Here is an 18,174-nt window from a genome sequence, read left to right as displayed (position 1 = left end):
CAAGCCACAGGGCTCGTGCGGCGCATCGTTGCGCTGCCCGAGCCCTGTGCTCACATCGAGATGCCTGCCCTGAGACTTATCAGACTTAGAGCTGGCCGCCGACGAAGACGGTCAGGTCGACGAGGCGGTTCGAGTAGCCCCACTCGTTGTCGTACCAACCGAGGATCTTGACCGACTTGCCTTCCTGGACCATGGTCAGGGAGGAGTCGAAGGTGCAGGACGCCGGGTCGCCGACGATGTCGGAGGACACGATCGGGTCCTCCGTGTACGCCACGATGCCCCGCAGATCGCCGTCGGCGGCCTTCTTGAACGCGGCGTTGACCTCGTCCTTGGTGACCTCGCGCTCCAGCTCCACGACCAGGTCGGTGGCCGAGCCGGTCGGGACCGGGACGCGCATCGCGATGCCGTCGAGCTTGCCCTTGAGCTTCGGCAGGACCAGGGCGGTGGCCTTGGCGGCACCGGTCGTGGTCGGGATGATGTTCTCGGCGGCGGCGCGGGCGCGACGCAGGTCCGAGTGCGGGAAGTCCAGGATGCGCTGGTCGTTCGTGTACGCGTGGACCGTCGTCATCAGGCCCTTGACGATGCCGAAGTTCTCGTCGAGAACCTTGGCCATCGGCGCCACACAGTTGGTGGTGCAGGAGGCGTTGGAGATGACGTGGTGGTTGGCCGCGTCGTACTTGTCCTGGTTGACGCCCATCACGATGGTGATGTCCTCGTCCTTGGCCGGAGCCGAGATGAGGACCTTCTTCGCACCACCCGCGATGTGCTTGGCGGCGTCGGCCTTCTTGGTGAAGATGCCGGTCGACTCGATGACGATGTCGACGCCCAGCTGACCCCAGGGGATGTCCGCCGGGTTGCGCTCGGAGAGCACCTTGATGGTGTGGCCGTCGACCGTGATGGTGTCGGCGGTGTGGGTCACCTCGGCCTTGAGACGACCCAGGATGGTGTCGTACTTCAGCAGGTGTGCAGTGGTCGCGGTGTCACCGAGGTCGTTGACAGCCACGATCTCGATGTCAGCACCCTGCTCCAGCAGCGCGCGGAAGTAGTTGCGCCCGATGCGGCCGAAGCCGTTGATGCCTACGCGGATCGTCACGAACCGATCTCCTCGTGGTACGCCGGGTTTCGCACGCCGGCGAGTTTCAATTTGGGATGTCCCCGACCGCTTACGACCCTACCTCTCCCCGAGCCGTGGAGTGACATCGAGCGCATTCGGCCCAGCGGGGCGGTCACCCGTATATGACCGACGGCCCGTACCTACCAACGGGTACGGGCCATCGGGGGGACTTTCGTCCCCACTACCGAGCGTGACCGGTGGTGATTGGTCGGTCGGTGGGGCTTGACACGGACGGGATCAGTCCCGCAGTGCGCCGAGCGCCTTGGCGATCACGTTCTTGCGGTCGACGGCCGACGGGATGTGCTCCAGGCCGAAGCCGAGCAGCACGGTGTCGTGGGTGGTGACGGCCGCCTGGGAGTGGAACAGCGCCTGGGAGCGGGCCCAGTCGCCGACGTTGCCGGGACTGCCCGCCGGCGGTCCGGGCACGCGCCACGCGCCGAGCGACGTCTCGAAGCCCTCGGCGCCCTGGGCTGCGCCGCCGATGACGAGCTTGGTGTCGTCGACGAACGCGCCGACGCCGCCGGTGCCCGGGTCCGACACGTACGAGATCGAGAGCTCGACCTGCTTGCCCGCGTAGGCACCGAGGTCGACGTTCACCGGCTGCCAGCCGTTGGAGGAGCCGGTGAACCGGTTCCAGGCGCCCGAGGTGCCGGTCGCCTTGCAGGCACTGCCGCCGACGGTCAGGTAGTGCGCGAGGAACGGGTGGGCCTGGACGTAGTAGCCCTGCTCGCACTGGGTGGGCACCGTCTGGCTGGTACCGCCGTTGGTGTCCGGCAGGGTCGTCCAGTCCTCCTGCCCGACCGTGTGCGCCTCGACGATCACGTTGTCGAAGCCGGGCTCGGTGTCATAGCTGAGCTGGAACTGCAGGCTCGGCTTCGCGGCCGCCGCCGTGCCGCTCAGGTCGACGGTCCGGGACAGTCGCATATAGGCGTTGTCCTGGTGCTTGGCCGCCGCGAACCAGTCGCCCGCGGCCGGCTCGAACGGGGTGCGGATCCCCGGGTAGCTGCCCGCGGCCGCGCTCTTGAACTGCGGGAACTGGTCGGGCTTGAGGGTGTCCGAGGTGATCGTGTACGCCCCGGCCAGGTTCAGCGGGTTGTCCGCCGCGTCGCCGAGCGTGGCCTTCGCGCCCGCGAGCGCGCCGGCGCCCTGGAAGGCGGGCGGGGACTTGAGGCCGACGCGGCTGTAGGCGCCGAGGTAGTACTGGGCGAAGTCGTTGGAGTCGGCCCCGCCGAGGTCGACGCTGCCGCCGGCCTTCTCACCGGCGTTGACGAGCTTGCCGCCCTCGTTGAGGAAGTCGCGCACGGCCATGGTGACCGCGGCGGTGGGCCGGTCGGCGCCGGTGTACCAGACGGCCGTCCTGAAGTGGCTGAGCACGCCGAGCGCGCTCGGGGTGCCCTGGGTCGCCACGTCCCAGACCGCGGACTTGCGGCCGTTGTCGGCGAGCGCCTTGGTGTACTCGGCGACGTGCTTCGCGGGCGCGGTGCCGCCCTCCTCGGCGATCACCAGGGTGTCGCCCTTGGGCCGGTCGGCGACCGTGTACGTGAACGGTGTGCTGGAGGTGGGCTTGCCGGCCCGGGTGCGGCCGGTGTACCAGACCTCGACCTTGGAGCCGACGTCCGCGCCCTCGATCGTGGCCCGGTACTGGTCGAAGGAGATGTTGTCGTCGCCGCCGTAGACGTCGCCGCCCTTCCAGGGCGAGAGGTCCTCGGTCTGCGTACGGCCGCCGTCGATGCGGTAGTTGAGGGTCTTGTCCCGCACCGACTTGCGCGCGGTGACGGCGACTTCCTGGTCCTCACCACGGGCGTACGAGGTGGTGAAGGTGTCCGGGGTGAAGTCGGGCGCCTCGATGCCGACCGGGGAGACCGGCTGGTCGGGGGTGCGCGCGGTGTCCGCGACGGCCAGCGCGAACGGGAGGTTCTTGGTGAACTCCTGCTGGATCAGCTTCTCGCTGTCCGGGAAGTTGAAGACCGACTGGCAGTCGCCGGGCTTCCACTGGTCGTTGGGGTCGATCGCCGAGGCGGTCTGGCAGGTCGACATCTCCGGCGTGAACATGTGGATGCCGTTGACGTTGGCCGCGTGGCCGTCGGCCTCGCCGTTGGTCGTGTACAGCTCGGAGGAGAGCTGGGAGCGGTAGCCGGGGATCGCGGGCTTGTCGGGCGTACCGGCGAGCGCCTTGTACAGGACGTCGTCCGGGGTCGGGGTGGCGACCTGCCAGCCCACGCCGTACAGCAGCAGTTCGGCCGCCGAGTGGTAGTTGATCGCGTAGGTGAAGCCGATCCGCTTCTCGAACGAGTCCATCGCCCTCGTCTCCGGCTCGGAGGCCGGGGACGGGCCGCGGTAGGTCTCGTCGGCGGGGTCGGGGGACGAACCCTCGTTGTCGTAGCCCCATTTGTACGGGAAGTTACGGTTGGGGTCGACGCCGTCGCCGACGGTGATCTTCCCGTCGCCGTTGTTGTCGCGCAGGTTCTTGCGCCACAGCCGCTGCTGGGTGCCGGTGAAGGTGTAGTCGTAGCCGTCCGGGTTGGCGGAGATCACGAACCACAGCTCGGTGGAGTTCACGATCTTGGTGACCCGGGGGTCCTTGCCGTAGTTGTCGAGGTAGTAGTGCATCAGCCGCCGGGTCATCTCCGGGGTGATCCACTCACGGGCGTGCTGGTTGGACAGGTACAGCACGGAGGGCTTGGAGCCGTCCTTCGCCTTGTTCGCGCCCTTGGTGAGCTTGAGGGCGAGGATGTCCTGGCCCCGGACCGTCTTGCCGATCGACTCGACCTTGGTGAGGTCCGGGTGGGCGATCCCGGTGTTGACGATCTCCTTCTCCAGGCCGTTGTCCCCGCTGTAGGGGCGGAAGACCCCGTCGCCCTGGGCCTTCACGCGCTTCTCGGTCGCGGCCGACAGGGTGTGCTCGGTGATGTCGACGCCCTGCTTCTTGAGCGCGCCAGCCTGCTGCTTGGTGAGGTACAGCTCGACGGTGGCGGATCCCTTGGCGGGTACCTGCGCGGTCAGCTCCTGGCCGTCCGCGCCCTGTTTGAGCAACAGCGGCAGTTGCGACTGGTTGACGTTGGCGTGCCAGACGGAGAGTCCTTCGCCGCCACTGCCACTCGAACCCGCCTGGGCGGCGGGTGCCGCCGCCAGACCGGCCGTGAGCAGTGAAGCCGCGGCGAGGATCGCTCTCGCTCTGCGTCTCATTGGCCCCCCTTGCTGTTGTGTGCCACGAAAGTGACAGACGCCAGGCTCATGACACTTCATGATCATGTCAATACGTCGCGAAGGGTGCGGAACCGGAACCGGCGCCCACACAAGTGGGCGCCGTTCACGGCGAGTTGGACCCTAGGCGTACGCGGGGGTCATCGGCGGGCGGCGACGCGCGCCGGGGCGGGAAGATCGCCCGATCAGCCGACCGGGCCGCCCCTTCAGCCGACCAGGCCGTCCGCCATCTCCTCGGTGAGGTTGGACTCGGTACCGGGGATGCCGAGGTCCTGGGCCCGCTTGTCCGCCATCGCGAGCAGCCGGCGGATCCGGCCCGCGACCGCGTCCTTGGTCAGCGGCGGGTCGGCGAGCGCGCCCAGCTCCTCCAGGGAGGCCTGCTTGTGCTCCATGCGCAGCCGCCCGGCGGCCGCCAAGTGCTCCGGCACCTCGTCGGCCAGGATCTCCAGGGCGCGCTGCACCCGGGCCCCGGCGGCGACGGCGGCCCGCGCCGAGCGGCGCAGATTGGCGTCGTCGAAGTTGGCCAGCCGGTTGGCGGTGGCCCGGACCTCGCGGCGCATCCGCCGCTCCTCCCAGGCCAGCACCGACTCGTGCGCGCCGAGCCGGGTCAGCAGGGCGCCGATCGCGTCGCCGTCGCGGACGACCACGCGGTCCACGCCGCGCACCTCGCGGGCCTTGGCGGCGATCTGGAGCCGGCGGGCCGCGCCGACCAGGGCGAGCGCGGCCTCGGGGCCCGGGCAGGTCACCTCAAGGGAGGACGAGCGGCCCGGCTCGGTGAGCGAGCCGTGGGCGAGGAAGGCCCCGCGCCAGGCCGCCTCGGCGTCACAGGTGGCCCCCGAGACCACCTGCGGCGGCAGCCCCCGGATGGGTCGGCCGCGGCCGTCCACCAGACCGGTCTGGCGCGCCAGCTGGTCGCCGCCCGCCACCACCCGTACGACGAAGCGCGAACCGCGGCGCAGCCCGCCCGGAGCCATCACGATCAGCTCGGAGCTGTGCCCGAAGATCTCCAGGATGTCCCGCTTGAGCCGGCGCGCCGCCATCGCGGTGTCCAGCTCCGCCTCGATCACGATGCGACCGCTGACCAGGTGGAGGCCGCCCGCGAACCGCAGGATCGACGAGACCTCCGCCTTTCTGCAGCAGGTCCGGGTGACGGGGAGCCGGGAGATCTCATCCTTCACCGCTGCCGTCATCGCCATGGGCCGATCCTTCCATGCATCCGAAAAATACGGTCGTACGCGGCGGCCAACAGCTCCCGGTCGTGCTTCGGGGACCCGTCGAGGGCGGCGACCGCCGCCAGCTCGACCACGGCACCGAGCTGCTTGGCTGCGTCGGCGAGGGACTCGCGGTCGGGCACGGCGGCCTCGTCGGCCAGCACCACGTCCAGGGCGAGTTTAGGGGCGTGTCGTCCCAAAACCTCCAAATGACGCTGCGGAGAGAAGCCATCGGTTTCACCGGGCTGGGGTGCCAGGTTCAGCGAGAGGACCTTGCGGGCCTTGGTCACGGTGAGCGCGTCGAGCAGATCGGGGACCAGCAGGTGCGGGATCACCGAGGAGAACCAGGAGCCGGGACCCAGCACCACCCAGTCCGCGTCCAGGACGGCCTCCACCGCCTCCGGGACCGCGGGCGGGTCGTGCGGGACGAGGTGCACGGACTGCACCTCGCCCGGGGTGAGCGCCACCGTGGCCTGGCCACGCACGGTGTCCACGTCGGTCGGCCGGGCCGGGTCGTGGCCCTTGACCAGCGCCTCCAGCTCCAGCGGGACGGCGGACATCGGCAGCACCCGGCCGTGCGCGCCGAGCAGCTTGCCGACCAGGTCGAGCGCCTGGACATGGTCGCCCAGCTGCTCCCAGAGGGCCACGATCAGCAGATTGCCGACCGCGTGCTCGTGCAGATCGCCCTTGGACTGGAAGCGGTGCTGGATGACCCGGGCCCAGGTCTGCCCCCAGTCGTCGTCGCCGCAGAGCGCCGCCAGCGCCTTGCGCAGATCGCCCGGGGGCAGCACGCCCAGCTCCTCCCGGAGCCGGCCGCTGGAACCGCCGTCGTCGGCCACGGTGACGACGGCGGTCAGGTCGCCGGTGATCCGGCGCAGCGCCGCGAGCGACGCGGAAAGACCCATGCCGCCGCCGAGCGCGACGACCTTGGGCTGGGCGCCACGCTTGCGGCCGGTGCGCAGCACCGGTCCGCTCGTGCGCCGTCGGTACACCTTCACTCGCGCCCCATGTCCCGGTGGACGACGACGGTCTCGATCCCCTCGGAGGCGAGGCGGGCGGCGAGCTTCTCCGACATGGCGACCGAACGGTGCTTGCCGCCGGTGCAGCCCACGGCGATCGTCACGTACCGCTTGCCCTCGCGGCGGTAGCCCGTCGCGATCAGCTGGAGCAGCTCGCTGTACTGGTTGAGGAACTCCTTGGCGCCCGGCTGGTTGAAGACATAGCCCGACACCTCCTCGTTGAGACCCGTGTACGGGCGCAGCTCCGGCACCCAGTGCGGGTTCGGCAGGAAGCGGCAGTCCACGACCAGGTCGGCGTCGACCGGCAGGCCGTACTTGTAGCCGAACGACATCACCGTGGCGCGCAGCTCCGGCTCCTCGTCCCCGGCGAACTGGGCGTCCATCTTGGCGCGCAGCTCGTGGACGTTGAGGCTGGAGGTGTCGATCACCAGGTCGGCGTCGCCGCGCAGCTCGCGCAGCAGATCGCGCTCGGCGGCGATGCCGTCGACGATCCGGCCGTCGCCCTGGAGCGGGTGCGGCCGGCGGACCGACTCGAAGCGGCGCACCAGCGCGTCGTCGGACGACTCCAGGAAGACGATCCGCCGGGTGACCTGCTTGGAGTCCAGGTCGGCCAGCGACTCGCGGAGGTTGTCGAAGAAACGGCGGCCGCGCACGTCGACGACGACGGCGATACGGGCCACATTGCCCTGGGACCGGGCGCCGAGCTCCACCATGGTGGGGATCAGCGCGGGCGGCAGGTTGTCGACGACGAACCAGCCGAGGTCCTCCAGGCACTTGGCGGCGGTGCTGCGCCCGGCGCCGGACATCCCGGAGATGATCACCAGCTCGGGGATGGCCGGTTCGGCGGCGTCGTTCGTCGTGCCCGTACTCACGTGTGCTGCTCCAGCTTCTTCGTCTGTTCGGTCGTGCTCAGTCATTTCGCGGATCCCCCGTCGTCCTCTTCAATGATCTCTCCTGTCGCCGTGTTCACGGCGGGTGCGGCCGGGGCTACCTGCGCCAGGGCCGCGGCCACGGTCTCGGCCGTCTTGCGGCCTATCCCGGGAACTTCACAGATCTGCTCGATTGTCGCCGACCGGAGCTTCTTCACCGAGCCGAAATGCTTGACCAGCGCCTGTTTCCGGGACTCGCCCAGGCCCGGCACCGCGTCCAGCGGGCTGGCCTTGAACCGCTTCGTCCGCTTGGCCCGCTGATAGGTGATGGCGAACCGGTGAGCCTCGTCACGCACGCGCTGGAGCAGATACAGCCCCTCGCTGGAGCGGGGCAGCACGACCGGGTCGTCGTCACCGGGCAGCCAGACCTCCTCCAGACGCTTGGCCAGACCGCACACGGCCACATCGTCCATGCCCAGCTCGTCCAGGGCCCGCTTGGCGGCCGCGACCTGCGGCTGTCCACCGTCGACCACGACGAGCTGCGGCGGATACGCGAACCGTTTCGGCCGCCCGTCCTCGGTCCGGGGCCCCGTCTCCACGGGAGCCTCACCAGGGGCCGGAACCTCACCGGAAGGGGCCGGTCCGCCCGGGGCGCCCTCGGTGTCGCCCTCACCGTCCGCCCACTCCCCCAGCCGGGCGCTCTCGGCCAGATACCGCTTGAAGCGGCGGGTGATCACCTCGTGCATGGACCGGACGTCGTCCTGGCCCTCGAAGCCCTTGATCTGGAAGCGCCGGTACTCGCTCTTCCTGGCCAGGCCGTCCTCGAAGACGACCATGGACGCCACCACGTCCTCGCCCTGGAGGTGCGAGATGTCGAAGCACTCGATCCGCAGTGGCGCGCTGTCCAGCTCCAGGGCCCCGGCGATCTCCTCCAGGGCGCGCGAGCGGGTGGTCAGGTCGGAGGCGCGCTTGGTCTTGTGCAGGGCGAGCGCCTGCTGGGCGTTGCGCGCGACCGTCGCCATCAGGTCCTTCTTGTCGCCGCGCTGCGGAACGCGCAGCGAGACCTGCGACCCGCGCCGCTCGGCCAGCCAGGCGCCGACCGACTCGGGGTCCTCGGGCAGCGCCGGGACAAGCACCTCCTTCGGTACGGAGTCGCCGGTCTCCTCCCCGTACAGCTGCTGGAGCGCGTGCTCGACCAGGCCCGCCGTGTCGACGGCCTCGACCTTGTCGGTGACCCAGCCGCGCTGGCCCCGTACACGTCCGCCGCGCACATGGAAGATCTGCACGGCCGCCTCCAGCTCGTCCTCGGCGACCGCGATCAGGTCCGCGTCGGTGGCGTCGGTGAACACCACCGCGTTCTTCTCCAGGGCGCGGCGCAGCGCCCCGATGTCGTCGCGCAGCCGCGCGGCCCGCTCGTACTCCATCTCCTCGGCCGCCGCCGCCATCTCCTTCTCCAGGCGGCGGATGTACGTGCCGGTGCGCCCGGCCATGAAGTCGCAGAAGTCCTCGGCGAGTTCGCGGTGTTCCTCGGGGGTGACCCGGCCGACGCACGGGGCGGCGCACTTGCCGATGTAGCCGAGCAGACAGGGGCGGCCTATCTGGGCGGAACGCTTGAACACCCCGGCGGAGCAGGTCCGTACGGGAAAGACGCGGAGCATCAGGTCGACGGTCTCGCGGATCGCCCACGCGTGTCCGTACGGCCCGAAGTAGCGCACGCCCTTCTTCTTGGCGCCGCGCATGACCTGGACCCTCGGGTACTCCTCGTTGAGGGTGACCGCGAGGTACGGATAGCTCTTGTCGTCGCGGTACTTGACGTTGAACCGGGGGTCGAACTCCTTGATCCACGAGTATTCGAGCTGAAGCGCCTCGACCTCGGTGGAGACGACCGTCCACTCCACGGAGGCGGCCGTGGTCACCATCGTGGCCGTGCGCGGGTGCAGGCTGGTGAGCGGCTGGAAGTAGTTCGCCAGCCGCTGGCGCAGGGACTTGGCCTTGCCGACGTAGATCACCCGGCGGTGCTCGTCCCGGAATTTGTAGACCCCCGGCGAGTCGGGGATCTGTCCCGGCTTGGGGCGGTAGCTGGAGGGGTCTGCCATGCCCACCACCCTACTGGCGGGCAGTGACAACGCGGTTTTAAGGGGCGCGGGAAGGTGCCGCTTTTAAGGGGCGCGGGGAACTGCGCGACCAGCCACGCACGATCCGCAGCCGATCACGCAGTCCGAGGAGGGCTTACGCCCGGTTCACCCCACGCCTGCGGCGCAGAGCCACCGCGCCCAGCCCGAGCGCGCCGAGCGCACCCGCACCGGCCGTCACGGAGGTGGCCGTCACCGCGCCATGCCCGCCGGTGGCGGACGCGGCGGCCTGGCCCCGCGCCTCAGAGGGCGTCTGCCCATACCCCCCGGCCTTGCCGGACTTCGCGTACGCGGAGCCGGGCAGCTTGTCCCCGTAGGCGAGCTGAACGCGCTTCTGATACGCGGCCAGGGTGGTGCCCCGGGCACCCACGGCCTTCACCGCGTCCTCGTCCAGCGGCAGCACACTCGCCCCCTTCTGGACGTACCACGCGTTGATCTGCGGCTCCTGGAACACCGTGCCGCCCGGCAGCCGCTTCGCGCCCGCCGCGGCATAGCGGGACTCGTCGTCACCGGTGGCGATGTTCACCACCTTCCAGGTGGTGCCCTGCGGCACGGTCCACAGGGAGGCCTTCTGGCCGTCGGAGGAGACGGCCGTGGAGGCCAGGTACTCCAGCTTCGCGACCGGCGCGCCCGCCTTCCCGGCGACGAACTCCGGGGAGAGCGTGTAGACGGGCACCGCGTCGCCCTGGATGCGCGGGGCGACGGCCGCGAGGGCCACCTTGCCGTCCCGGGCGAAGAAGCGGGAGAGCGTGGAGAGCGTCGCGGGAGAGGTGGCCGCCTGGTGGGCGGCGGCCTTGGAGTCGGCGGACGCCGAGGGGGTCTCGGCGGCCGACGCGTACGAGGCGGCGAGGCCGGTGAGCAGCGCCGCCACGGCGGCGCAGGAGGACAGACGTCGGATGCTCATCGTCGTCACGCCCCGATCCGGTAGAGCGAGTGGGTCCAGGAGAACGAGTCGTTGTCGACGTACCAGTCGTGCGACGCCCAGTTGTAGCGGTTGCTGGAGGGCCAGGGGTCGCCCCAGTACACCCAGCTGTTGGCGGTGTCGTACCCGTACAGCACATGCATGTGACCGCCGCCGCTGGACCACTGGATACGGGTCTCGACCGGCCGGTTGGCGTTGATCTCGGTCTGTACGGTCGAGTAGCGCAGCCAACCGCTCACATATGAGCCGGAGTTGATCCCGGCCCAGTCGAGCGCGTTCTGCACATTGCCCAGGTCCGCCTGCGAGTTGGGGCAGTCGTACCCCTGCTGGCGGCCGAAGGCGGCGTTGCAGAACTGGTTCTGGCTGTAGTTCCGCCCGAACCAGGTGGCGATGGTGTTGCCACTGGCGGCCCAGCACCAGTTGTTCTTCTGCTGGGCCTGCATGGTGATGTCGAGCCGCTTCGACGTTGCGGCCGTGGCGGACGGCGTGTCGGTGGCGGTACGGGTGTCGGTGGCGGTACGGGTGTCGGTGGCGGTGGCGGCTGTGGTGGTGCGGTGTTCCTGCGGGGATGCGACGGCTGTCGCCGTGGGGGCGGCGAGCAGGGCCGTCACCACGAGGGCGAGGGCGGAAAGCCGTCTCTTGCGGTTGTGCATCGCGTTCCTCCCGAAGCGGGGGGTGTGGGGATGGAGGAGCGCGTCCGGACGCTTTCGATGAGCATCGAACGTTGTCGTGGGCCGGTCAACGCGCTTCAATGCGAGGTGAGACGCGGGTGTGAACGGAATGGCCGACATGTGAACGGACCTTCCGGGCCCACCAGGCCGCCCGGGTCCTCCGGCGGCCCGTGACCACCCCTCGCCGTGAACGTTCACTGTGCGGTCCGCACCACCAGCGGCGGCCCGGCGGTGAAGTCCGTCCCGGGGGCCCGGTTCACTCCGACCGTCCCGACGTCCCGGCGTCCCGGCGTCCCGGCGTCTTCCTGGTATTCCGTCCGTTCCGAGCAGTCCCGAGGAGTTCCCCCATGCTCCACACCGATGCCGATCTGGCACAGGTGCTGCACACCGGCCCGTTCCACCTGGCGCTGCGCGCCGCCCTCTCCGTACGCGGACTCCCACTCCAGCGAGTCCAGCACCATCTGGCCGGGCGTGGCGTCAAGGTCGGTGTGACCAGCCTGAGTTACTGGCAGCAGGGCGCCCGACGGCCGCAGCGCGCCGAGTCGCTGCGGGCGGTACGCGCCCTGGAGGAGGTCCTGGGACTGCCGGAACGCTCGCTGCTTCGGCTGCTCGACGACGGCGAGCGCGGGGCCGAGGCGGAACGTCCCGCCGCCCGCTCCTACCGCTCCCTCGTCGAGGCGTCGGGGGTCGTGGAACGGCTGATCACCGACCTGGAGTCACCCGTGGACGGCGGACTGCACACCGTCGGCCACCATGAGCGCGTACGCATCGGGGCGGGGCGGGAACTGCTCGGCCGCGACTCCCAGCAGGTGGTCCGCGCCCATCGCGACGGCGTCGACCGCTATCTCGCCATCCACCACGGCGACCCCGGCTGCGACCCGTCCCGGGTCGAGGTGCACGCGGCCGAGAACTGCCGTACCGGACGGGTGCGTTGGGACGCCGCGACCGGTGTCCTCATCGCCGAGCTGCTCTTCGACGCCCGGCTGCGGGCCGGCGAGACGTACCTCTTCGGCTACGGCTTCGAGGACGGCACGGCCGGGCCGAGCAGCGAGTACGTACGCGGCTTCAGCTTCGCGGGCGGGCAGTACGTGCTCCAGGTCCGCTTCGACGAGCACGCGCTGCCGGTACGCTGCCGCCGCTTCGCCCAGACCTCGGCGGGTTCGACCCGCTCCGGCCGGGGCGACCTCACGCTCAGCGGCCAGCACCGCACGGTGCACCTGGTGGAACAGGGGGTGCGGCCGGGGATCCTGGGGATCGACTGGGGGTGGGCGTGAGGCGGCCTTGAGCGGCAGCGGTCAGGCGTCGGGGCCCGCGACCAGTCGGCCGTTCTTCACCTTCACGGGGACGGACGGCAGCGGCACGGTCGCCGGGCCGTGCACGGGCTCGCCGGTCATCACATTGAAGCGGCTGCCGTGGCAGGGGCAGTTGCCGTGCCCGTCCTCGATCTTGTCGAGGAGGCAGCCGGCGTGCGTGCACTGCGCGCTGAACGCCTTGTACTCGCCCTTGGCTGGGCAGGCGACCATCACGCGCTGCTCGCGGTAGAGCTTGGCGCCGCCGACCGGGATCTCGTCGGGCGCACCGAGCGCGACGGGCGCGGTCGGGGTCGGCGTCTGGGCGTGGCCGAGCTTGGAGTCGGTGGAGCAGGCGGCCACTCCCAGCCCGGCGGCCCCGGCGAGGGCCGCGCCTTTCAGCACGGTGCGGCGGGCGGCGGGCTGGCCGGACATGGCTTCTCCACAGGTCAAGGGGGTCGGATGACCCGTCCGACGATACCGGCGCCGACTGTGCGCCCGGCGCGGGGGCCGGGGGTGGAGCGCGTACGGGGCAGGACCGGGAGCAATACCCGCAGGTCGGGCGGGTCGGACAGGGGGAGGGTGGGGAACGGGGGCCGGGTGGGGCCGAGCGGGATGGAGGCTGACGGGCCGGACGGCTGGACGGGCTGACGGGTCCCCTCCGGGGCAGGGCCGGGTGGGGCCGAGCGGGATGGGGGCTGGCGGGCCGGAGGTGGTCGGGCGGGCCGGAGGGCTGACGCGTCCCCTCCGGATGGGTGTACGTTCGCCGCGTGATCGTCGTCGCCGGAGAAGCCCTGATCGACCTGGTCGCCACGAGCCCCGGCGACCGGCTGAGCCCGTTGTCGCCCCGGCTCGGCGGCGGCCCGTACAACACGGCGGTGGCCCTGGGCAGACTCGGCGCCCGGACCGCGTTCTGCTCCCGGGTCTCGACGGACGGCTTCGGCGAAGCGCTCGTCGACGGCCTGCACGCCGCCGGGGTCGACACCTCCCTCGTACAGCGCGGCCCGGAGCCGACGACACTCGCGGTCGCGACGATAGGCCCGGACGGGGCGGCGGGGTACGGCTTCTACGTCTCCGACACCGCCGACCGCCTCTTCGAGCTGCCACCCGAACTCCCCTCCGTCGTAAAGGCGTTGGCGTTCGGCACCTGCTCGCTGATCCTTGAGCCGGGGGCGAGCGCGTACGAGGCGCTGCTGCGGCGGGAATCGGGGCGGGGCGTCTTCACCCTGCTCGACCCGAACATCCGCGCCGGCCTGATCCCCGACCCGGCCGCCTACCGGGCCCGCTTCCGCTCCTGGCTGCCGTACGTCTCCCTCCTGAAGCTGTCCGAGGAGGACGCGGCGTGGCTGGGCGGCGACGTGGAGGGCTGGCTGGCGGCGGGGCCGGAGGCGGTGGTGCTGACCCGGGGCGCGGCGGGGCTGACGGCGTGGACCCGCTCCGGGGAGGAGATCTCCGTCCCCGGCGAACCGGTCGAGGTGGTCGACACGATCGGGGCGGGCGACACGGTGAACGCGGCGCTGCTGCGTGTGGTGGCGGGGCGGGGCCCACTGTCCGCAGCGGAGTGGTCCGACGCCCTCCGGTACGCGGCCAGGGCGGCGGCCCTGACCTGCACGAAGGCGGGCGCGCAACCGCCACACGCGGCGGAGCTTTCCCCCACCCCGCCCCTTCCCTGAACCCTCCGGGGGCTGTTGTTCGGCTGCGGATGGTGCCGGGTTGCTCGCGCAGTTCCCCGCGCCCCTAAATGCCTAGGGGCGCGGGGAACTGCGCGACAAGCCCCCACCGGCGGCCAGCCAAAGAACCCGGCCGCCCGCCCAGGGCTTTAGGGAAGGGGCGGGGTGGGGAACTCGCCCGCCGCAGGCGGCAACCGGACGGCCAGGGAGCCCCCGGGGGGGCGAACCCCCGGGACCGAGCGGCTCAGGCCTTCCGCGCCCGGGCCGCCGTCTTCTTCGCCACCGCCTTCTTCGCCACCCGCTTCGCAGGCTTCCGCACCGGCGCAGCCGGCTCCGCGTCACTGATCCGGTCCGCGCCCAGGATGTCGCGCAGGAACTTCCCCGTGTGGCTCGCGGCCACCGACGCGACCTGCTCCGGCGTGCCCTCGGCGATCACCAGACCACCGCCGCTGCCGCCCTCCGGGCCCATGTCCACGACCCAGTCCGCCGTCTTGATGACATCGAGGTTGTGCTCGATGACGATCACCGAGTTCCCCTTGTCGACAAGACCCGACAAGACCTTGATCAGCTTCGAGATGTCCTCGAAGTGGAGACCGGTCGTCGGCTCGTCCAGCACGTACACCGTCCGCCCGGTCGACCGCTTCTGCAGCTCCGACGCCAGCTTCACGCGCTGCGCCTCACCGCCCGACAGCGTCGGCGCGGACTGGCCGAGCCGGACGTAACCCAGCCCCACCTCGTTCAGCGTCCGCAGATGACGCGCGATCGTCGGCACCGCCTCGAAGAACTCCAGCGCCTCCTCGATCGGCATGTCGAGGACCTCGGAGATGGACTTGCCCTTGTAGTGGACCTCCAGCGTCTCTCGGTTGTAGCGCGCCCCGTGGCAGACCTCGCACGGCACGTACACGTCCGGCAGGAAGTTCATCTCGATCTTGATCGTGCCGTCGCCCGAGCAGTTCTCGCAGCGGCCGCCCTTGACGTTGAAGGAGAACCGGCCGGGGAGGTAACCCCGCACCTTCGCCTCCATCGTCTCCGCGAACAGCTTCCGTACATTGTCGAAGACACCCGTGTACGTCGCCGGGTTCGACCGGGGCGTACGGCCGATGGGCGACTGGTCGACGTGGACGACCTTGTCGACGAGGTCGTCGCCCGCCACGCGCGTGTGCCGCCCGGGCACGGTCCGCGCGCCGTTCAGCTCACGCGCGAGGTGCGTGTACAGGATGTCGTTGACCAGGGTCGACTTTCCGGAGCCGGAGACACCGGTGACCGCGGTCAGTACGCCGAGCGGGAACGAGACGTCGATGTCCTGGAGGTTGTTCTCCTTGGCGCCGTGCACGGTGAGCTTGCGCGACGGGTCCGCGGGGCGGCGTACGTCGGGCAGCGGGATGGACTTCTTGCCCGCCAGGTACTGCCCGGTCATCGACTCCTTGTTGGCCAGGAGCTGCTTCAACGGGCCGCTGTGGACGACCTTGCCGCCGTGCTCACCGGCGCCCGGGCCGATGTCGACGACCCAGTCCGCCACCTTGATCGTGTCCTCGTCGTGCTCGACGACGATGAGCGTGTTGCCCATGTCGCGGAGGCGGACCAGGGTCTCGATCAGACGGTGGTTGTCGCGCTGGTGCAGGCCGATCGACGGCTCGTCCAGTACGTAGAGCACGCCGACCAGGCCCGAGCCGATCTGGGTCGCGAGCCGGATGCGCTGGGCCTCGCCGCCCGAGAGCGTCCCGGCGGCGCGGTTGAGCGAGAGGTAGTCCAGGCCGACGTCGACGAGGAAGCGCAGCCGCTCGTTGACCTCCTTCAGGACCCGCTCGGCGATCTTCTTGTCGCGCGCGTTGAGCTTCAGCTCGCCCAGGAAGTCGGCGCAGTCGCTGATCGACATCGCGGAGACCTCGGCGATGGACCGGTCCATCACGGTCACCGCGAGGACCAGCGGCTTCAGCCGTGTGCCCTCACAGGTCGGGCAGTGGACCTCGCGCATATAGCCCTCGAAGCGCTCGCGCGCCCCGTCGGACTCCGCCTCCGAGTGGCGCCGCTTGACGAACGGCACCGCGCCCTCGAACGACGTCGTGTACGCGCGCTCACGCCCGTACCGGTTGCGGTAGCGCACCTCGATCTGGGTCTTGTGGCCGTACAGCAGCGCCTTCTTGGCGCGCTGCGGCAGCCCCGCCCAGGGGATGTCCGTACGGAAGCCGAGCTCGTCGGCGAGCGCGCCGACCAGGCGGGCGAAGTAGTCCTTGGTGTGACCGAGCGACCACGGCGAGACCGCGCCCTCGTCGAGGGACTTCTCCTCGTCGGGAATGATCAGCTCGGGGTCGACCTCCATGCGCGTGCCGATACCCGTGCAGTCCGGGCAGGCGCCGAAGGGCGAGTTGAAGGAGAAGGAGCGCGGCTCCAGCTCCTCGAAGGACAGATCGTCGTACGGGCAGTACAGATGCTCCGAGTACATCCGCTCGCGCTCGGGGTCGTCGGCGGCGAGGTCGACGAAGTCGAGCACCACCATGCCGCCGGAGAGCCCCAGCGCGGTCTCCACCGAGTCGGTGAGGCGGCGCTTGGCAGAGTCCTTCACGGTGAGGCGGTCGATGACCACCTCGATGGTGTGCTTCTCCTGCTTCTTCAGCTTGGGCGGCTCGGAGAGCTGGATCGTCTCGCCGTCCACGCGCGCGCGGCTGTAGCCCTTGGTCTGCAGGTCGGCGAAGAGGTCGACGAACTCGCCCTTGCGCTCGCGCACCAGCGGCGAGAGCACCTGGAAGCGGCTGCCCTCCGGCAGTTCCAGCACCTTGTCGACGATGGCCTGCGGCGACTGGCGGGTGATCGGCCGACGGCACTCGGGGCAGTGCGGCTTGCCGATGCGCGCGAAGAGCAGGCGCAGGTAGTCGTAGACCTCGGTGATCGTGCCGACCGTCGAGCGCGGGTTGCGCGAGGTCGACTTCTGGTCGATGGAGACGGCGGGCGAGAGACCTTCGATGAAGTCGACGTCCGGCTTGTCCATCTGGCCGAGGAACTGGCGGGCGTACGAGGAGAGCGACTCGACATAGCGGCGCTGCCCCTCGGCGAAGATCGTGTCGAACGCGAGGGACGACTTGCCCGACCCCGAGAGCCCGGTGAAGACGATGAGGGAGTCGCGCGGGAGGTCGAGCGAGACGTTCTTGAGATTGTGCTCGCGCGCGCCACGGACGATGAGACGGTCGGCCACGCCGGTCCGCACCTTTCTTGGAGAGAAGCAGGGGGCGGAACCCCCGTCTCAGACTATGGGGGGGTCGCCAGGGCGATGGTTCGGTTTACAGCCAAGGATGCCTGATGCCACTGACGAGCCTATAGCACGCGCATTCGATTTACGGACTCGTCCAACCGGCTTCACCCGAATGAGTGGCGGGGCTATCGTCGGCCTCATGATTGATCACGCCCACGACCTGGACTCTGTACGGGAAGCCACCGACCGGCTGCTCAGCGCAGCCGCCGCACTGGACAACGCGGCGGTCGCCGCGCCGTCACGGCTGCCGGGCTGGAGCCGCGGCCATCTGCTCGCCCATGTCGCCCGCAACGCGGACGCGCTCGTCAACGTGCTCGCCGGGCGCCCCATGTACGAGAGCGGTGAGGCGCGTGACGCCGACATCGCGCGCGACGCGGCCCGCCCGCTCGACGTCCACCTCGCCGACCTGCGCGAGAGCGCGGCCCGCTTCCAGGAGGAGGGCGCCCGGCCCGCCGACTGGAGCCGCACGGTCGAGCTGCGCAACGGCGTGAAGGACTCCGCCTCCCGCATCCCGTTCCGCCGCCTGATCGAGGTCGAGCTGCACCACGTCGACCTGGGCGTCGGCTACGAGCTGGAGAACCTGCCGGACGAGTTCGTGCGGCGCGAGATCCAGTTCCTGGCCGACCGCTTCAGCGGCAACCCGACGGTCCCGCCGATCACCCTCACCGGCAACAACGGCCACACCCTGCGCACCGGCGGCGACGCGGGCACCCCGGTCACCGTCGGCGGTTCCCCCTGGGACCTGCTGGGCTGGCTCGCGGGCCGCCGCGACGGCGCCGCCCTGGAGGTCTCCGGCGGCTCCCTGCCCGCCCTGCCGCCACTGTGA

At 70.5% G+C, this 18,174-nt stretch carries 13 protein-coding genes; 3 read left to right on the top strand and 10 right to left on the bottom strand.

Annotated features, from left to right (window positions below):
• Positions 1 to 85: 85 nt before the first annotated feature.
• The 8 genes from gap to BG418_RS14630 all read right to left on the bottom strand — a co-directional run bounded on the left by gap (position 86) and on the right by BG418_RS14630 (position 11,124).
• Positions 86 to 1,093, bottom strand: coding sequence for a type I glyceraldehyde-3-phosphate dehydrogenase (gene gap, locus BG418_RS14665; RefSeq protein WP_188274266.1), 1,008 nt, complete (start codon positions 1,091 to 1,093; stop codon positions 86 to 88).
• Positions 1,094 to 1,351: 258 nt separating this feature from the next.
• On the bottom strand, positions 1,352 to 4,300 hold the full coding sequence (locus BG418_RS14660; RefSeq protein ID WP_188274265.1) for a M14 family metallopeptidase: 2,949 nt from the start codon (positions 4,298 to 4,300) through the stop codon (positions 1,352 to 1,354).
• A 224-nt stretch (positions 4,301 to 4,524) separates the two neighbouring features.
• Positions 4,525 to 5,514: a DNA-binding protein WhiA gene (gene whiA / locus BG418_RS14655; protein WP_188274264.1), complete on the bottom strand. Its 990-nt coding sequence runs from the start codon at positions 5,512 to 5,514 to the stop codon at positions 4,525 to 4,527.
• Positions 5,505 to 6,527: a uridine diphosphate-N-acetylglucosamine-binding protein YvcK gene (yvcK, locus tag BG418_RS14650; RefSeq protein WP_188274263.1), complete on the bottom strand. Its 1,023-nt coding sequence runs from the start codon at positions 6,525 to 6,527 to the stop codon at positions 5,505 to 5,507. Before yvcK ends, whiA begins: the two co-directional genes overlap by 10 nt.
• Positions 6,524 to 7,465 (bottom strand): RNase adapter RapZ, encoded by a 942-nt coding sequence (rapZ, locus tag BG418_RS14645; RefSeq protein WP_188274262.1) that lies wholly within the window; start codon positions 7,463 to 7,465, stop codon positions 6,524 to 6,526. Before rapZ ends, yvcK begins: the two co-directional genes overlap by 4 nt.
• Positions 7,462 to 9,513, bottom strand: coding sequence for an excinuclease ABC subunit UvrC (gene uvrC, locus BG418_RS14640; protein WP_188274261.1), 2,052 nt, complete (start codon positions 9,511 to 9,513; stop codon positions 7,462 to 7,464). The genes rapZ and uvrC overlap by 4 nt, the downstream gene beginning before the upstream one ends.
• 133 nt (positions 9,514 to 9,646) lie before the next feature.
• Positions 9,647 to 10,453 (bottom strand): hypothetical protein, encoded by an 807-nt coding sequence (locus BG418_RS14635; RefSeq protein ID WP_188274260.1) that lies wholly within the window; start codon positions 10,451 to 10,453, stop codon positions 9,647 to 9,649.
• Positions 10,454 to 10,458: 5 nt separating this feature from the next.
• A complete protein-coding gene (locus BG418_RS14630; RefSeq protein ID WP_188274259.1) occupies positions 10,459 to 11,124 on the bottom strand; it encodes a papain-like cysteine protease family protein in 666 nt (221 codons plus the stop codon).
• A 365-nt stretch (positions 11,125 to 11,489) separates the two neighbouring features.
• Between BG418_RS14630 and BG418_RS14625 the strand changes: the two genes are divergently transcribed.
• On the top strand, positions 11,490 to 12,416 hold the full coding sequence (locus BG418_RS14625) for a hypothetical protein (RefSeq protein ID WP_188274258.1): 927 nt from the start codon (positions 11,490 to 11,492) through the stop codon (positions 12,414 to 12,416).
• Positions 12,417 to 12,437: 21 nt separating this feature from the next.
• Here the strand turns inward: BG418_RS14625 and BG418_RS14620 are convergent, their stop codons facing one another.
• Positions 12,438 to 12,866, bottom strand: a complete 429-nt coding sequence (locus BG418_RS14620) for a Rieske (2Fe-2S) protein (RefSeq protein ID WP_188274257.1) — start codon at positions 12,864 to 12,866, stop codon at positions 12,438 to 12,440.
• A gap of 335 nt (positions 12,867 to 13,201) precedes the next feature.
• On the opposite strand from BG418_RS14620, the gene BG418_RS14615 reads away from it, so the two are divergent.
• Positions 13,202 to 14,104: a carbohydrate kinase gene (locus BG418_RS14615; RefSeq protein WP_188274256.1), complete on the top strand. Its 903-nt coding sequence runs from the start codon at positions 13,202 to 13,204 to the stop codon at positions 14,102 to 14,104.
• Between the two features lie 241 nt (positions 14,105 to 14,345).
• Here the strand turns inward: BG418_RS14615 and uvrA are convergent, their stop codons facing one another.
• Positions 14,346 to 17,291, bottom strand: a complete 2,946-nt coding sequence (gene uvrA, locus BG418_RS14610; protein ID WP_317453655.1) for an excinuclease ABC subunit UvrA — start codon at positions 17,289 to 17,291, stop codon at positions 14,346 to 14,348.
• Positions 17,292 to 17,487: 196 nt separating this feature from the next.
• Between uvrA and BG418_RS14605 the strand changes: the two genes are divergently transcribed.
• Complete coding sequence (locus BG418_RS14605; RefSeq protein ID WP_188274254.1) at positions 17,488 to 18,174, top strand: maleylpyruvate isomerase family mycothiol-dependent enzyme; 687 nt, start codon at positions 17,488 to 17,490, stop codon at positions 18,172 to 18,174.

The organism is Streptomyces sp. CBMA152, from assembly GCF_014596475.1.
Lineage (GTDB): Bacteria > Actinomycetota > Actinomycetes > Streptomycetales > Streptomycetaceae > Streptomyces.
Note: the sequence above shows the minus strand (reverse complement) of the source record. Positions and strands in the feature narration are given on the sequence as shown.